At 50.7% G+C, this 15,485-nt stretch carries 15 protein-coding genes; 3 read left to right on the top strand and 12 right to left on the bottom strand.

The window, feature by feature from the left end:
- Nucleotides 1-9: 9 nt before the first annotated feature.
- The 3 genes from GCU45_RS17245 to GCU45_RS17235 all read right to left on the bottom strand — a co-directional run bounded on the left by GCU45_RS17245 (nucleotide 10) and on the right by GCU45_RS17235 (nucleotide 3,026).
- Nucleotides 10-1,200 (bottom strand): DUF6575 domain-containing protein, encoded by a 1,191-nt coding sequence (locus tag GCU45_RS17245; RefSeq protein WP_152399743.1) that lies wholly within the window; start codon nucleotides 1,198-1,200, stop codon nucleotides 10-12.
- Between the two features lie 15 nt (nucleotides 1,201-1,215).
- A complete protein-coding gene (locus tag GCU45_RS17240; protein WP_152399742.1) occupies nucleotides 1,216-1,602 on the bottom strand; it encodes a hypothetical protein in 387 nt (128 codons plus the stop codon).
- A gap of 188 nt (nucleotides 1,603-1,790) precedes the next feature.
- Complete coding sequence (locus tag GCU45_RS17235) at nucleotides 1,791-3,026, bottom strand: Shedu anti-phage system protein SduA domain-containing protein (RefSeq protein ID WP_152399741.1); 1,236 nt, start codon at nucleotides 3,024-3,026, stop codon at nucleotides 1,791-1,793.
- 452 nt (nucleotides 3,027-3,478) lie between these two features.
- Here GCU45_RS17235 and GCU45_RS17230 point away from each other — a divergent pair, with 452 nt between their 5' ends.
- On the top strand, nucleotides 3,479-3,925 hold the full coding sequence (locus GCU45_RS17230) for an RrF2 family transcriptional regulator (RefSeq protein ID WP_152399740.1): 447 nt from the start codon (nucleotides 3,479-3,481) through the stop codon (nucleotides 3,923-3,925).
- Between the two features lie 144 nt (nucleotides 3,926-4,069).
- Nucleotides 4,070-4,417, top strand: a complete 348-nt coding sequence (locus GCU45_RS17225) for a DoxX family protein (protein WP_152399739.1) — start codon at nucleotides 4,070-4,072, stop codon at nucleotides 4,415-4,417.
- 292 nt (nucleotides 4,418-4,709) lie between these two features.
- Here GCU45_RS17225 and rlmH read toward each other — a convergent pair whose 3' ends face one another.
- The 3 genes from rlmH to GCU45_RS17210 all read right to left on the bottom strand — a co-directional run bounded on the left by rlmH (nucleotide 4,710) and on the right by GCU45_RS17210 (nucleotide 6,977).
- Nucleotides 4,710-5,189 carry a 23S rRNA (pseudouridine(1915)-N(3))-methyltransferase RlmH gene (gene rlmH, locus GCU45_RS17220; RefSeq protein ID WP_116233218.1) on the bottom strand — a complete coding sequence of 160 codons (480 nt, stop codon included), beginning with the start codon at nucleotides 5,187-5,189 and terminating at the stop codon, nucleotides 4,710-4,712.
- 255 nt (nucleotides 5,190-5,444) lie between these two features.
- Nucleotides 5,445-5,612, bottom strand: coding sequence for a CxxH/CxxC protein (locus tag GCU45_RS17215; RefSeq protein ID WP_094597789.1), 168 nt, complete (start codon nucleotides 5,610-5,612; stop codon nucleotides 5,445-5,447).
- A 111-nt stretch (nucleotides 5,613-5,723) separates the two neighbouring features.
- Nucleotides 5,724-6,977: a S1C family serine protease gene (locus GCU45_RS17210; protein WP_152399738.1), complete on the bottom strand. Its 1,254-nt coding sequence runs from the start codon at nucleotides 6,975-6,977 to the stop codon at nucleotides 5,724-5,726.
- Nucleotides 6,978-7,680: 703 nt separating this feature from the next.
- Between GCU45_RS17210 and GCU45_RS17205 the strand changes: the two genes are divergently transcribed.
- Entirely contained in the window at nucleotides 7,681-7,887 is a 207-nt protein-coding gene (locus tag GCU45_RS17205; protein WP_076172423.1) for a hypothetical protein, read from the top strand.
- Here GCU45_RS17205 and GCU45_RS17200 read toward each other — a convergent pair.
- From GCU45_RS17200 to GCU45_RS17175, 6 genes are all read right to left on the bottom strand, one after another.
- Nucleotides 7,856-8,662, bottom strand: a complete 807-nt coding sequence (locus GCU45_RS17200; RefSeq protein ID WP_152403141.1) for an MBL fold metallo-hydrolase — start codon at nucleotides 8,660-8,662, stop codon at nucleotides 7,856-7,858. The genes GCU45_RS17205 and GCU45_RS17200 overlap by 32 nt on opposite strands.
- Nucleotides 8,662-9,465: a two-component system regulatory protein YycI gene (yycI, locus tag GCU45_RS17195; RefSeq protein ID WP_152399737.1), complete on the bottom strand. Its 804-nt coding sequence runs from the start codon at nucleotides 9,463-9,465 to the stop codon at nucleotides 8,662-8,664. The genes GCU45_RS17200 and yycI overlap by 1 nt, the downstream gene beginning before the upstream one ends.
- 275 nt (nucleotides 9,466-9,740) lie before the next feature.
- Nucleotides 9,741-11,027, bottom strand: a complete 1,287-nt coding sequence (locus GCU45_RS17190) for a YycH family regulatory protein (RefSeq protein ID WP_152399736.1) — start codon at nucleotides 11,025-11,027, stop codon at nucleotides 9,741-9,743.
- The gene (gene walK, locus GCU45_RS17185; protein ID WP_425281297.1) at nucleotides 11,024-12,787 is read right to left on the bottom strand and encodes a cell wall metabolism sensor histidine kinase WalK; all 1,764 of its coding nucleotides are present in this window, start codon (nucleotides 12,785-12,787) and stop codon (nucleotides 11,024-11,026) included. The genes GCU45_RS17190 and walK overlap by 4 nt, the downstream gene beginning before the upstream one ends.
- 75 nt (nucleotides 12,788-12,862) lie before the next feature.
- Nucleotides 12,863-13,597 carry a response regulator YycF gene (yycF, locus tag GCU45_RS17180; RefSeq protein ID WP_152399735.1) on the bottom strand — a complete coding sequence of 245 codons (735 nt, stop codon included), beginning with the start codon at nucleotides 13,595-13,597 and terminating at the stop codon, nucleotides 12,863-12,865.
- Nucleotides 13,598-13,852: 255 nt separating this feature from the next.
- Nucleotides 13,853-15,424: a peptidoglycan DD-metalloendopeptidase family protein gene (locus GCU45_RS17175; RefSeq protein WP_152399734.1), complete on the bottom strand. Its 1,572-nt coding sequence runs from the start codon at nucleotides 15,422-15,424 to the stop codon at nucleotides 13,853-13,855.
- Nucleotides 15,425-15,485 lie beyond the last annotated feature (61 nt).

Here is a 15,485-nt window from a genome sequence, read left to right as displayed (position 1 = left end):
CTAGTTTTGTTATTTATTTTCTTTAATATTTAGCAATGAATAGGTGACTTTTTCTTCACTTGTTGTTGGATTTATCTCCAGAGTTTCCTCAATTTCTGCAATAACATTATATGCGGGAACTTTAAAGAAAACGCCGCTGTCCACTTGGCCTAACAAATCATCAGATAAAGTACCTTTGTAAGTTTCTCCTTCAATTGATACAAATTCAAAACTGGAACGCTTCTTATTTTTATTTGTCTGAACACCTATTAAGCGTAGATCACCCATCAATTCTAACTTTTGAACAGTGTCCTCTCCCCCTATGTCCATAATGCCTATAGCAGAACGAATATCATGTATTGACAAGCTCGCTACCCTTTTCTCCCTAAATGGCGAACCCCACTCTGCTTTGAAAGAGATGTTTGCTTGTTCAAGCGCTTGTAGGAAAAAACGATATCGTGCGATGGATCTACTTTGCAATTTCTTTAATATTGCTAATAGATCTTCCTTACTAGAACCAGCTTCTATTAGGTCCATTAATGTACTCAATGCATCGTGTACAGAAGTAGGAACCAAGCCATTGTGTTTTGCCTCTAGCCTTATGCCAACAGACGCTGCAAAATTACCAGCATAGTACATGGTAACTTCTTCCTTTGTAGATGCTGGAATTCTTCCTCTTGTTGCAGCATCCTTATGGGCTAAAGTCTCTAACATACCTTGAGAACGAAGTAGTATAAGACCTAAATCATTTGCCGGAATTGTTTGAGAGTGATGACCATCATTTAGGTAAAGCAAGAAGACATCTCTAAAGGTTTGTTCGGCATCTCTAGCTGCATCCAAATCTAAGACAGGAAGACGTCTTTCAGGAAGATTTAAAAAGACATCCTTTGCTGGTAGATCATGATCAGCCAATTCATTACAATAACGTATTTCTGCTGTACCTTTTGACCCATCATATGGAGTAGTTATCTCCCAAATCCATCCTTGTTCGGCTAATAATAAAGAATCCCTCAATGAAATTTTACCGGTTCGAACAAATTCAACTCGTAATTCAGTTGAGGGTATAAGAAACCATTTCTCACAGATTTCATCATCATCAACAAGGTGAACAACGTATTTTGAATTAGTCTTATCGACACACAAAAAAATATATGGTCTATCATAAAACAAAAAATGTTCAATAACACTCATGATTCCTAAAGGTGTAACGAAGGGTTCCATACGATACCTCCCCTCTTAGATTACGCTAAAATGGTCTGTTACGTCTTTATCCTTAAAAATCCAATATGTTAAATGTGATGTTCTTTCTTGTACAGGCGTATTTCTCACCATTCCATATTCTGGATTAGTCCTTCCAACAGCGATTCTCTTCTTCGGCAAGTTATTACGCTGAAAATAAATAGAACCTGCCAGCACCTCATTCTGTTGAACAGCATCGTCATATAATTCAAAGACAGATAATCCACACGCTTGGCATGCATCCCCTCTTACCTTACGCCCTTGCTGGGATAAGGCGATAAAGTCACTTTCCAGAGGGGGATTATTGTCAACTAAACGAAAAACTTCTACTGACTTCCCTTCAGCATTGATTGGACATCCTTCTGGGAAATGCTCCGGCCACATTATAATAGTATCCTCCATATTGGTGAAATATTAAACGTAGAGTATTTCAATATTTTACCATAGGAAATAACATAAGAATAGTATATTTGTCCTACATTAAAAAAATGAAATAAATTAATCGCCATAAGAAAGAGTAGCTGCTTACTAAGTAAGAAAAGGGGAATGTCTCAAAGGACATTCCCCTTACACTAGCTATAAAGCATGCTGATAACATAATCTACAAGATCATCGTAAGTCCTAATTGCAAACTCTTTGTAATCATTTTGAATAGACTTCCACTCGTCACTTTCAATCATCCATCTTCTTCCTATAACTAACCACCTCTTAGGATGGTGTACTTTGATCCCATACTTGTCCAGAACGTAGTCACGGTTTCTTGGATCTTCAAAATATTCCCGGTAAGTCCTCGTTTGTGCAATATATGAACCAATCTCTGCACTAAAGGCCTCTCTATTTTCTCGACCTACTATCATTGATGTTTTGACGTTTGGTAATTTAAACTCAACGATATCTGAAAAACCATTGGGTTCAGTTATAAAAAAATCTGGGCGTATAGCCTTTCTTGTTGGATCATTTGCCCAAACACACTCTTTTTCAGCATATAACTCTTTTGCAAAGAAGACCATTTTTAAAATAAACTGATTTTCTGGCTCTGATAAAAACCTGGTTATTTGCGTTTCCGTCACCTTTGATGAACTAAAAAGCTCTACAAATCGGTTTAGTTGGATGAGTTTGGGATCTCTATACCCTGATGGAGTAGGAAAAACAATGCTAACGTCCTTCCTTGCGCGTTCTTCTTGATCCTGCCAAGGATAAAATTTGAATTGGTCTAACTCGTCATTATAGTCAATCATATCTACTGGGAACACATCTAACCACTTGATATGCCTAACCAGCAAACCATGAGTGTCACTTCCATAAAAGAAACAATTTATGAATCTGTGGTAGGATCCCTCAATCAAATCAAGACCAGCAATATTAAAACCTATCATCATCGGCTGCGCAGCAAAATTCCAACCATTTTGTTCAAGTATTTCATACGCATCGTTTGATGGTAAATATATGTTTTCATTAAAACTCATAGAAGGATGCCGTTTTGTAGGGTCATTACCTAGTTCAAAACCGATTACAGCGTCCATTAGATTTTCTGTATAAGTACAATCATGTATTTCTACCGTTAACTGATAATTTTCATCGAGATCCTCTTTTTGAACGGAACCCACATATTCTAAAGCCATATGATTTTTCCCGAAATAAAAAACAAGCTTCTCTGGATTAAGTAAAAACGAAGGAAAAGTGTCTTTTAAATGTGGGTTTTCATCAAGAATAGCCCACATTCTCATCCAGTAGTTAGTAAACATATCTTGTCCAAACATCGTTACGAACTCTTTAAACGAATATGCCGCTCTCCCTCTCTGCCCCATAATTCACCTGCTTTACTCCATGAATGTATTATCGTCTATTCTAATGTCTCGCTTGGTATTGTATACTTCCTCCATTTCCCATGATCATACCATAAATTTGGAATACATAGTCGTTTTTAGTCGTACAAAAATCCAACTAGAACCTCCTCTAGGGGGATAAGTATATCATCTCTATAGCATTTTCTTTCATCATTCCTACAGGCTACTACACCCTTCTTGTCACCAAATTTTTCGCCGTCACTTATGATACGGCTCTCCGTGCTGTCTGTAACGGCAAGTTTTTCTTCTCGTGCATGGAGTCCCGTGCCAGGCTCCCTACGATGCGCTGTTGCGCGGGCTGAACCCGTGTCCTCCTTCGGCCAGAGGTTTTTCTTGAGTCGCCCTGAATAGCGAAATCGGACATCTTGTAAACTGTGTAAACATTGTACATAATGGATTTGAGGTGAATTTCAATGCATCTGAAGAAAAAAAACCACACGGTCACTCCGTCGGCATTCGGTTTGGCCATACAAGGACTTGTCTTACTTTCGATGTCAGATAACGTGCTTTCAAGTAAAGAAATTGCGAATATGATGAAATCTGGAACGACGTTTATGCGCCGGGTGATAGGTCAACTGGTTCGTGCAAATCTTGTCGAGGCTAGGGAAGGCAGAGATGGCGGCTACTTGCTGGCCAAACCTGCAAGCTCGATTACAGTGGCGGACGTTTACCGGGCTCTGCAAATGCACAATCCTTTGGGAAGTGGAATGGTCGAATCCACGCTCGACTGCGAACGCAAGGCGTCAGTAAGAGACCTTTTCCAGGAATTGTCTTCTCAAGTGGAAGAGAGTACGCTTCACGTTTTCAAGCAGTATACGATTGAGCGTATTGCGGCAGAAGTTTTTAAAAACGAATTATAAACTGCGCTTAACATAAGCATAGTTTTGTGTTAAACTGTACTCATACAAGGTTCAGTATTAACAAAGTTTAACAACAACTCGCATCAGCATCCTTAGTATGAGTTTAACTGTGCTTAATACAAGTTCAGTAAGGAGGTGAAAAAGTTGCAAATCGTATCGATTATACTTGAGATTATTCTGGGCATTGGTTATGTGATCGTTGGATTTATGAAGTTTGGAGCCAAAGAGCCAGTCGAATCATTCAAACAATACGGCTATTCGGATGGATTTCGCATTCTAGTCGGTATAGCGGAAATTCTCGGCGGGATCGGGATGCTAATTGGCATTTGGTCGCACCTGGCGGGGTCGCTAGCTGGTTTGTGGATTGTGGTCATCATGCTGGGTGCTCTCGTTACCCAAATTCGTGCGAAAAGCCACGCCAATGAAGTGATGCTGCCTGTATATTTTCTGGTCTTGGCCCTGGTGGTACCTGTGCTCAATTGGATTGTTTAATCACACATCGGCATTTAAGGTGTTTAAACCGCAAACGTTACATCTATCTAAGTTGTGACTGACATACGCATCGTTCCGCGATATACTGTGCTCGTACAGAGTTCAGTATCACCAGAGTCTAGCGACTCGCAGCAGGATCCCAGTATGCGGTTAACTGTGCTTAAATCAAGTTCAGTAAAGACACATATCACGGCGTTGTCAGCCCCTTCCACCTAAAACGATGGAAGGGGCTCTTGCTTTCCGAAAGCAACAACATCCTGCGTCGCGCTCGATCCACTCCAAAAACTTGCCGTTATTTATGATACGGTTCCCCCCGATTGATCTTCACCGCGCGATAAATCTGCTCCACCAGCACCAGCCGCATCAGCTGGTGCGGCAGGGTCATGCGCCCGAAGCTCAAGCGCTGCTGAGCGCGGCGCAGCACCTGATCGGAGAGCCCGTGGCTCCCTCCGATCACGAACACGACATGGCTCGTCCCGTAGGTACCGAGCCGGTCGATCTCGGCGGCCAGCTCCTCCGAGCTCCAGAGCTGGCCGCCAATGGCGAGCGCGATCACATGCGCGCTCTCTTTAATGTGCGCGAGGATGCGTTCGCCCTCGCGCTCCTTTACGATCGACACCTCGGCTTCGCTCAAGGTGTCGGGGGCCTTCTCGTCCGCGACCTCCACCATCTGAAATTTGATGTAAGGCGTCAACCGCTTGGCGTATTCCTGGATGCCCTGCACCAGATACTTCTCCTTCAGCTTGCCGACGCCGATAATTTGAATCAGCATGAATACCCCTCCACCTATCTTTTTATATATGAAGCACACCATAAGGGCTTATATTCTCCAAATCTGCTCGCCAAACCGTCGATATCACCGATGATCTTCGCCTTAAAAAGCTCCCTTAAAGAACAGCCCTTCATCGAACTATCAAATTGCATTTCACGAACCCTATCCACTCTTCCAAAAAGTAAAAAAGAGCGTGTCTCCACGCTCTCCCCATCGCTATTCATCTCTTCATAGCATTTCTCGCCAACCCTGCGGCTACACGACCAGGAACTTGGCCGGCTGATCGCAGTGCGCGCACTGCACGGGCGGGTCCCAATCGGAGAACTCCGTCTCCTTCAGGTCCACGATATCCGGCGCGTCCTCGTACTCGTCGACGAACATATCGATCGCGAGCTCCACATGGTCTTTACAAACGACAAACATAAAATGGCATCCCCTTACAATTGCACACAATGTACGTATTTCTGGCTGGTCAATTCCGAAAACCTATGACTCTCATTATATCCGGTTTTGGGCCGGATCACACGTCCTATTTTAGGAATCTGGCTTGTCGGCGAGCTTGACGTCCACGGTCTCCTGCTGGCCTGCACGGTAGAAGGTGACCTTGAGCATGTCGCCGATCTTCACTTTGTCATACAGGTACTTCTTCAGCTCCAGCGTAGTCTTGATCGGGTCCCCGTTGAACTCTGTAATGACGTCGTTTAGCTTGAGCCCCGCATCCTTGGCAGGTCCGATAGCGTCCAGCACGACCACGCCGTCTTTCACGTCCGCCGGAAGCTTCAGCTCCTTGCGCTGATCTTCATCCAGCGGGGCGTACGGATTGTTCAGGTCCACGGTGTACACGCCCAGGTAAGGACGTGAGATCTTGCCGTATTTCATCAGTTCATCCACCGTCTTCATCACCTGATCAACCGGGATGGCAAAGCCCAAGCCTTCCACACCGGCATCGGAAATCTTCATCGTGTTGATGCCGATCACTTTGCCGTTCAGGTCCACCAGCGCGCCGCCGCTGTTGCCTTCATTGATGGCCGCGTCGGTCTGGATCACTTCCTGCTCCCAGTCGTACACGCCATCCTGGTTCAGCGACACCGGCACGACCCGGTTGGTGTAACTGATGATGCCGGACGTCAGCGTATCCCCGAGGCCGAGAGGATTGCCAATAGCGAACACGGTCTCCCCTAGGCGCAGCTTCTTAGAATCGCCCATTTCCGCCACATCGGCAATGTTCTTGTCGTCCACCGACAAGACGGCGATATCCGTCACTTTATCGGTACCGACGAGCGTTGCCTTTTTCATGTCCCCGCCGACCGTCATCACTTCCAGATCCTGTGAGCCTTCAATGACGTGGTTATTGGTGATGACATAAGCTTTGCCGTTCTCCTTCTTGAAAATGACCCCTGATCCGAGCGCCGAATCCTCCAGGTCGGCCGTCCCCTTGCCCGCGTCCTTCGCATCTTTATAGTTCACGATGCTGACGACGGTCGGGCGGACTTTGGCCGCTGCCTGAACGAGCCGGTCGAACGGATCTCCGCTGCCGTCCAGCGGGGTTGAAGTAACGGCACTGACCGCCGCCGTCTCCCTCGTATGGGAAGGAAGGCCGATGATGAGGCTGAACAGGAGCACCGCCACTACTGCACTGATGACGGAGCTGACCGTCGCCACGAACAGCGTGGACGTCCCCCGGCTGCGCCTGCTTCTGCCCCACACCCGCTGTGCGGGATATACTTTGCGAAGGCTTCGCCGTTTGGAAATTTTGGTCGAATAAAAATCGTCACGAAACAGCCCCATGTGATCCTCTCCCCTTTGTTGTAACGCATCCCGAAAATCTTGTGAGATTCATCCATACAGATGCCTTTGACGAGAAATTGAAAAATATCCGTCGCCAATGACCGGTCTGTATAACTAATGACGTGGCGGCATGTTCTTATAAGCTTCTAATCGTTCAGGCTGCCTATACTATTAATAACTGCTTCCAGCTTACCAAGGTTGCACGAGGCAGACCCTTTATTTTTTACATCACCACATTGGGCTGAATCTAAGCAGCAAATTTGAAGCGTCGAAGTCTCAGTCACTCACATTCGTATGTATGGAATTTGCCCACGTTGACTTCGGATTCTCTTTCTATATAGCTTGAACTAAAGCTTTGCATTGAACTTCCTGCTATAACAACCCGATAGGCGGCCTATAACATTCATTTCTTCAGTCTATTCAATACAGCACATGAGATATATTTTCATAGAAACAGGAATGTTTCCAGCATTAACAGACTAGAATAAAAGTAAAGCCTGATGAAACTATGAAAAAGGCGAAGCACGATCTGCTATGCTGCAGGCTGGACACCAGTCAAACCCGCTATATGCAAGCCCTCGCGGACATTCATGCGGTATAGTTATTGTAACATAAGTGGGGCGGTTGCCCTAATCTTTTATCGCTTGCGTCATTGGTGGGTTATGGAATTGAAACGATGTTGAAAACAAGGAGGAACGGACTCATGGAACGATTTCCGTCTTCGATGGACTATGTGAATATGATGGCCAAGCTGGGGGATTTAAAGGACGAGCACTACCGCAATACCCTTGCCTTAAGCACGATCATTGAACTGCTCATTGACAAGGGCATTCTCACCCGTGACGAGGTAGAGAGAAAAGCGGCGGAGCTCGACGAGTTTATGGCTCACTCACCTTATCCCACGGTGTAGGCCGGTCGTAGTACGTGTCGCACAGTTTAAATTCGCTGTCTTTATAGAAGCATCCCCGGTCTTCCATCCCGGTACGCACGGTCATTTTCGCCAAATCCATCTGATTATGGTCCCGGCTTAAATGCGCCAGATAGGTGCGCTTCAGGTCTCCGGTCAGCAGCTCGCTCATCGCCTCGCCTGCGGCATCGTTGGACAAGTGCCCGAGGTCGCCCAGAATGCGGCGCTTGGTGTTCCACGGATAGCGGCCCATCCGCAGCATCTCAATATCGTGATTCGCCTCCAGCACGAGCACGTTCGAGCCGCTGATGGCCTGCTTCACCTTATCGCTCATATAGCCCAGGTCCGTAGCCACGCTCAGCTTCTCGTCCCCGTCGTAGAAGCAGTAGCCCACCGGCTCTGCTGCGTCATGTGAGATTTGAAAAGACTCCACCCGCAGCGATCCGAAATCCCGCACTTCGCCGCTGTCCATCACGATACGGTTTTCCTCGGCGATTTTGCCGACGGACTTGTTGATCGCCTCCCATGTCTTCTCGTTGGCATAGATTGGCAGATCGTATTTGCGGGCCACGGCACCGAGCCCTTTAATATGGTCGGAATGCTCATGGGTGACAAGAATCCCGTCAAGTTCCTCTCCCGACAGCTCCCGCTGCTCCATCAGCTCGTCGATCCGCTTGGCGCTAAGCCCGGCATCGATCATCAGCGTCGTATCTTCGTTTCTTACCACGGTTGCGTTCCCCGTTGATCCGCTCGACAGAACGGTAAAAGATATGCCCATCATCCCTGCTCCTTTCCCACTTCATCCTTGGGGCTGTTCACGGTCACGTCACCGCTGATCCCCTGTACGTAATAAATTTCTCCGCTCTCCAGCGTGAACCGCCATGATGGCGCAGCCACCTGGCTCTCCGAGTTAAATACCTGGCCGTAATAGCCCAGCTGAATATCCTTTATGGACGAACCTTCCGGGATAAAAGCGTCCACTAACCGTTTTAGTGCCCCGGATGCCGGCAAAATCTTCTGCTCCTGCTCGTCCTCCATCGGGGCGATTTCCACCAGCGACTGGCGGTACGACACGATTTTCTGCTCGCTGTAGTATAGCTCGAGCTGATCGTTGAACAGCGGCCATTTGCCATCCACCAGCGTATGCATGACGAATCGGCCCGCGGCGCCAGCAACTTTCACCCGTTCCAGCTCCGCTTCCGTCATCTCCTGACTCGCCTGAGGATCATACCGGTAATTGCCGAACTCGGGAATCTGGTCGCCCAGAGCGTCCACAAGGTCGGTACCCATAAAGATCAGCTTGCTCTCGACCGGCTTCTTCAGCGTGACCGGCTTGCCGATGCTTTCCCCGCTCACGTAGTGGTAGGAGATTTTGGGCAGCGCGGGCGTCATGCTCGGAATCGGACACAGCAGCTGAATCGATTTCTCCTCCATCGCCTTCTGCGTGCTGTCCGCCAGGGAGGCAAAGTCCAGATTGGTGTCCGCCTGTTCGCGCACGTCGGCCCACAGCTGGTAGCCCAGCACCAGGTTCAGCAGCAAAAAAGCGTAGATCAGCACATTTTTGGCCCGTCCCCAATCCATCCCTTGCCCTCCTTTTACCCGAAATTTGATCCCGCATGGTTCCCCATAGCTTCGGCTAACCCAGCATTCCCAAGCTTCGACACGCGATCCATCCGATCGTTATGAAAATGGAGCTTTGCTCCTTCTAATCGACCTTTCATGCTAGATGCTGCATCCGTTATTGCCCCTAAATACAGCAGCAAGATATAGATTGGGAGGCAGAATTCCCTGCTACTCCCACCTTACGCCACTCTTTTCCATCGGTCAACCCGCATCATGCCAAGCCTGAAATCCTTTTAGCGGATCACCGTCACGGCGCCGCTCTCCTGCTTCACCGCCCAGACCGGCGTCAGCTTCAGTCCCGTTCCGGTCTTGGTCAGCTCCGGCAAATACGCCGGATATAGATCCTCGATCGCCGAGTCCTTGTTGATCCGGCTCAGCTTCTCCTTGAGCTCGGCACCGCCCGGCAGCTTCACCATCGTCTTATGCTGCTCTCCGGATTTCATATAGATCAGGGAGCGCTCATAGGCCGACACGGTGCCCTGCTGCAGGTTCAACCGAATCGTGCCGTAATGGAAATTAAGCGTGTCCAGGATCGGATAGGCGCCGTAATACTGCTGGAACACGATTTGGCTGCGGTCCCCTCCGGTACCCGACTGGCCGAGCCGGTAGGTTCCATTCCAGCCGCCATGCTCGTTGACGAAGTCAACGGCAGCCAGCGCATCCTTCCCGTCGCTGCTCTCGCCCGCCGGCGGCGCTGCCGGATCGGTGTAGCTGATCCACTTCTGCTCTTGCCGCACCTGAAGGCTCCGCTTGCTGTCCGTATAAATCTCCGATCCGTCCTTTTCCTGGATGTAACGGGTAATGCCGGGGTCGAAGAAAAGGCTCTGCTGCATCTGTTCCACCGTATAGACCCCGATATTGACCTCAGCCTCCACCATCTGGATGGACGACTGCGGCACATAATACTTGCCGCCCGCCTCCGAAGAGTAAGCCGTCCATTCCTTGCCGAAATCGACATGCTGCTGCACGTCCTGCACCGTCAGGTCGACTTTGCCAGCTTCATAGACGACATCGCCTTCCGTACTGAAGAACATCGCATGCTTCTTGGAATCGTTCGGCGACGTGTAAATCCAGATCCGGTCGATCCGCTCGGCTTCAAACAGCGAGTCCGGCGCGATCTGCATGACGCGCTGAAGCAGCGATACCGGGATCCCCGATCCAAAGGTCAGCTCGATGCCGGGATCCTCATTGCGGATCTTGTTCCAGTCCGTGTTCTCCACCGGACGGCGCTGGAAGCTCTCGAAGCTGCGTCCCTTCAGACGCGAGTAGATCAAGTTGTAGAACGTGGAGTTCGGGTAGAAGACGGTATGCTTGCCTTCTCCCATATGAATCTGCATTTTATCCGGATAGATCAGGTTCTCGGCGCTCTCCTCCGGCCCCATGTTGTCCGTCTTGATATAATTGTTCTCCGTTTTGGCGATCGAATCCCCGCCCGGCAGCCGGTAAATCAGGTAATAGCTCTGCACCAGGCTGCCGGCAACGAGCAGCGCCAGCAGGATCGATTTCATCTTCTCCTTCATGAGGCGCTTCCCCCTTCGTCACCCAGAGGCAGCGTAAACGTCACCTTCGTGCCCTGCCCCAGCTCCGACTGAAGGGAGATGGTGCCGCCGTGGGCGAGCACGATCTCGCGGGCGATGGACAGTCCAAGTCCGGTGCCGCCCATATTGCGGGAACGGGCCTTGTCCACCCGGTAGAAGCGCTCAAAGATCCGGTCCAGGTCCTTCTTTGGAATGCCGATGCCGGAATCCTGCACCGAAATGGCGAGCAGACGGCCTTCGGTCAGCGCTGCTTCCATCGTGATGCTTCCACCTGAAGGCGTATATTTGAGCGCATTGGATACGAGGTTGTCCAGCACCTGATCGATCTGGTCCCGGTCGAACGGCGCCTTCTGAACCCCTTCCTCCACGCGGACTTCCGCCAGAATGCCCTTCTGCTGCATTTGAAAAGAAAAGCGGTCCGACACGTCCTCCAGCATTTCCAGCACATCGGTCGGCTGCTTGCGCAGCAGCGCCTCCTTGTTGTCCAGTCTGGACAGATGGAGCAGGTCCGTCACGAGCCGGATCATCCGCTCCGTTTCGTTCTGGATGACCCCGACAAACCGTGCCGCCAGCGGCGGATCGTCCAACGCCCCGTCATCCAGCGCTTCGGTGTAGCTCTTGATCGTCGTGAGCGGTGTGCGCAGCTCATGCGACACGTTCGCCACGAACTCACGGCGTGACGCCTCGAGCTTCTCCTGCTCCGTCACATCCTGCAGCACGGCGATCGTGCCCGTGATGCCGAATTCGCGGCGGTGAATCGGAGTAAAGGTCACGCGCACCATGTAATGGCGCGATTTCTCCTTCTCCTCTTCCGGGCTGATCTGCAGCAGCATCGTCACGTACGTTCCTTCCGTGAACGTGTCCGCCTGCTCCGGCGTCAGTCCCAGCACTTGCGCGATATCGCTTCCGGCCAGCTCATCCTCGTCCACGCCAAGGATCGCCCCGGCGCGGCGGTTCATCAGGATGACCTTGCCGGCCTCGTCCGTGGCGATCACGCCGTCGCTCATGTTCGTCAGGATCGAAGCGAGCTTCTCTTTCTCCTCTTCGTTCTGGATCAGCGCTTCGCGCAGCCGCGAAGTCATATAGTTGAACGCCTCGCTCAGCTGGCCGATTTCATCGTTGCCGAATACGGGCATTTTCTGGTCAAAGCTGCCCTCGGCCACCGCGGTGGCGTGGTTGGTCATTTCCTTGATCGGGTGAGTGATCGTGTGAGCCAGAATGACACCGAGCACGCAGGTCATCCCCAGCGCCAGCAGAATCCCGGAAATAAAAATGTTGTTCACCCGGCCCATCGTATCGTACAGCTCCTTCATCGAAGCGACGATGTAGATGGCGCCGACGATTTTCCCATTGTTCATGACCGGCTTCGCCACGACCTTCTTGCGCACATTGTCTTCATCGATGACGTATTCCTCGTTGTCCTTGATGCCCTGCAGCGCCCGGCTCACGACCGTCTGCGTGTTCTTCTTCCCGACATAGTCGGCATGCGAAGGGTAAGACGTGATCAGCACCTTGCCGCTGGCGTCAAGTACCTGGATTTCCGCCCCGTTCAGGTTGAACAGGTTGTTGACGATTGCTCCCAGGCTCTCCACCGGATTATTCTCTCCCGTATCTCCGGTGCCGCCCAGCTTATCCGCTGCCAGCACCGACAGCAGCTCCGCCCGCTCCTGCAGGTCCTTCGTAAAGTTGCTGGTCAGGGAATTTTTCATCGCGCTGACAAAATACACCCCGATCAGCTGCATCGCGATCAGGATAAGCAGCACATAGATGATGATCAGCTTCGCCTGGATCGTGCGGAAAAAGGAGGGCCATTTCATTTACAGGCCCCCGTTTTTGGGACTCCGCATGACATAGCCAAGCCCCCTCCGGGTAAGGATGTATTCCGGCTTGCTCGGATTCTCCTCGATTTTCTCGCGCAGACGCCGGATCGTCACATCGACGGTGCGAACATCGCCGAAGTATTCAAATCCCCATACCGCCTGCAGCAGATGCTCCCGTGTCATGACTTTGCCCGCATTTTTGGCCAAGTAATACAGCAGCTCGTACTCCCGGTGCGTCAGATCCAGCGCTTCGCCGTCCTTGTACACCAGATACATATCCGTATCGATAAACAGGCCGAACAGCTGCACGCCCTGCTTCGGCGTCTCCGCGGCAGGCGCGGCGGCCGACTCCGTACCGCTCGGTTTGTTCTGGCGCCGCATCTGCGCCTTGACCCGGGCCAGCAGCTCGCGCGTGCTGAACGGCTTGGTGACATAGTCATCCGCCCCAAGCTCCAGCCCCAGCACTTTATCGATCTCCTCGTCCTTGGCCGTCAGCATAATGATCGGCAGCTCCATCCCGGCGGCGCGCACCTCGCGGCACACATCCATGCCGTCTTTGCCGGGCAGCATCAGATCCAGCAGCATCAGGTCCGGCTGCGCAGACAAGGCCATTTCTACAGCGCTCACGCCGTCAAAGGTACAGATGACCTCGTATCCCTCTTTTTCCAAATTGAATTTCAAAATATCGGCAATCGGCTGTTCATCATCCACGACCAAAATGGTTCCCTGCATCGGCTGACCCCACCTCTTTTTCTCTCCGTACTTGTTGACACTGTCCTTTTCATTTTACCATACCTGGAAGCCCGTCACATCCCGCAGAGCCGCAGTTTTGACAGTAATCCTTTCCTTTTCATGAAAATTTCTTGCAAACCTCCGCCATCCCACTAAAAAAAAGCACGGCCTCCCTCAGGAGACCATGCTTTGAATATAAATATATGATAGCTGTATCCGGTTATTATCTTATGCTAATCCTTACCGCAGCCAAACTCAGTTCAAATATTTCATCGGGTTCTGAATCGATCCGTTCTTGTGGATCTCAAAATGCAGGTGGGTGCCGGTCGAATGCCCGGTGCTGCCCATGATGCCGATTTTTTCGCCTTGGCTTACTTTTTGACCGCTGTGAACCGAGATGCTGTTCAAATGTCCGTACAGCGTTTCATATCCGTTGCCGTGACTGATGATGATGGCGTTGCCGTAGCCGCTGATTTGACCCGTAAAGGTTACCGTGCCGTCGTCAGCCGCCATGATCGTCCGGTTGCCGGATACCATGTCGATGCCCTTATGCATCTTGCCCCAGCGGGTGCCGTAGGAGCTGGATATGATATGGCCGCTCACCGGCCAGGCGAATTGTCCGGAGCCTCTGCCCGGAACTTTCGTTCCCTGCAGGACGACCTCTTTGAGCGAAGACTTCACGACCGTTTGTCCGAGCCACTGCTCGCTGACGACCTTTCCGTTCTCCTTCGTCACCTGATAGGTCATCACCTTCAGGCCTTCCTGTCCGGGCCGAACGACCTTGGTCTTGCCGGCCGGCAGTTCCTTACTCTTGCGGATTTCGATTTCCGGCGCGGTCGATACCTGTTCGGTCACCTTCTCGACCGTCTTCACCGTAATTGGCGGCTTCGGCACCGTCAGCTTCAGCTGATCGCCGATCTGCAGGTACTTTTCCTTCACACCCGGATTGTTGCTGTAAATCTCCTTCTGGCTGATCTTGAACTGGCTCGCGATCGTGCTGATCGTATCGCCTTCCTCCACCGTGTACACCAGCGGCGCTTCCTGCCCGGCCGTCAGCAGCTTGGCTGCCTCCGCAGCGGTCAGCACTTTGTTCGGGTCGGCTTTGACCGGCGCTACTGTCACTTTCTCCTTAATAGACACCTTTTGGACCGAAGCTCCCGGTGTATTCGCGGCTTTCGCCGAGGAGGCGGTAGCCGCCATCTTCTTCAGCTTCGTTTCCGCCTTGACCTTCCCGCTGGCCGCAGTGACCACAGCCTTCGGCGCGAACTTCATCTGCGCCTGTTCCAGTGCGGCATCCACCGTGGCCTGGTCCTTCACGATCCCGACGACCTTACCGTTTACTTTCAGCTCCACACCTTCGGCATATGCCTTAAGCATACCGTCCAGCTTCTTGAGCGTGTTATCCGTATCAGGCTTGGCCTGAAACGCCTTCTCGACCTTCGTCGTGATGCCGTCCGTCTGGAGCACCATCTCCACACCCGGATATTTATCTTGATATTCCTGCTGCTTCTGGCTGAACAGCTTATCGATTTGAGAGGGATCCTTGACCGTCCCGATTTCCTGATTATGTACAAGGACATGATAATACGGGACCATATTGGCATTGACGTACTGATTGCCTGCATACACAAGTCCAGCGATCACGATGACCGCACCGGCCGTACCCGCGATCCATTTCCGTGGAGCGCTCCATTTCCGCCCTTGAGGTTCAGTTCCAGGCGTCGCAGCGCCCATATGCTGATGTTCATCCTGCTTTCCGGAGAGTTGCGCGGAATTTGTCGAAGCTTGATTATTCTCCTTCCAGCGGTTACCCTTAAAACCCTTCATAACTCTCTCCTTGTTTGCTTTGTATGCTTTTTCAAAAATGACGAAAAAGTTAAAATTTTGA

It is taken from the genome of Paenibacillus cellulositrophicus, assembly GCF_009363095.1.
In the GTDB taxonomy this organism is placed as follows: domain Bacteria; phylum Bacillota; class Bacilli; order Paenibacillales; family Paenibacillaceae; genus Paenibacillus_AQ; species Paenibacillus_AQ favisporus.
The sequence above is the reverse complement of the archived record's forward strand: the minus strand, read 5'-3'. Positions and strand labels throughout refer to the sequence as shown.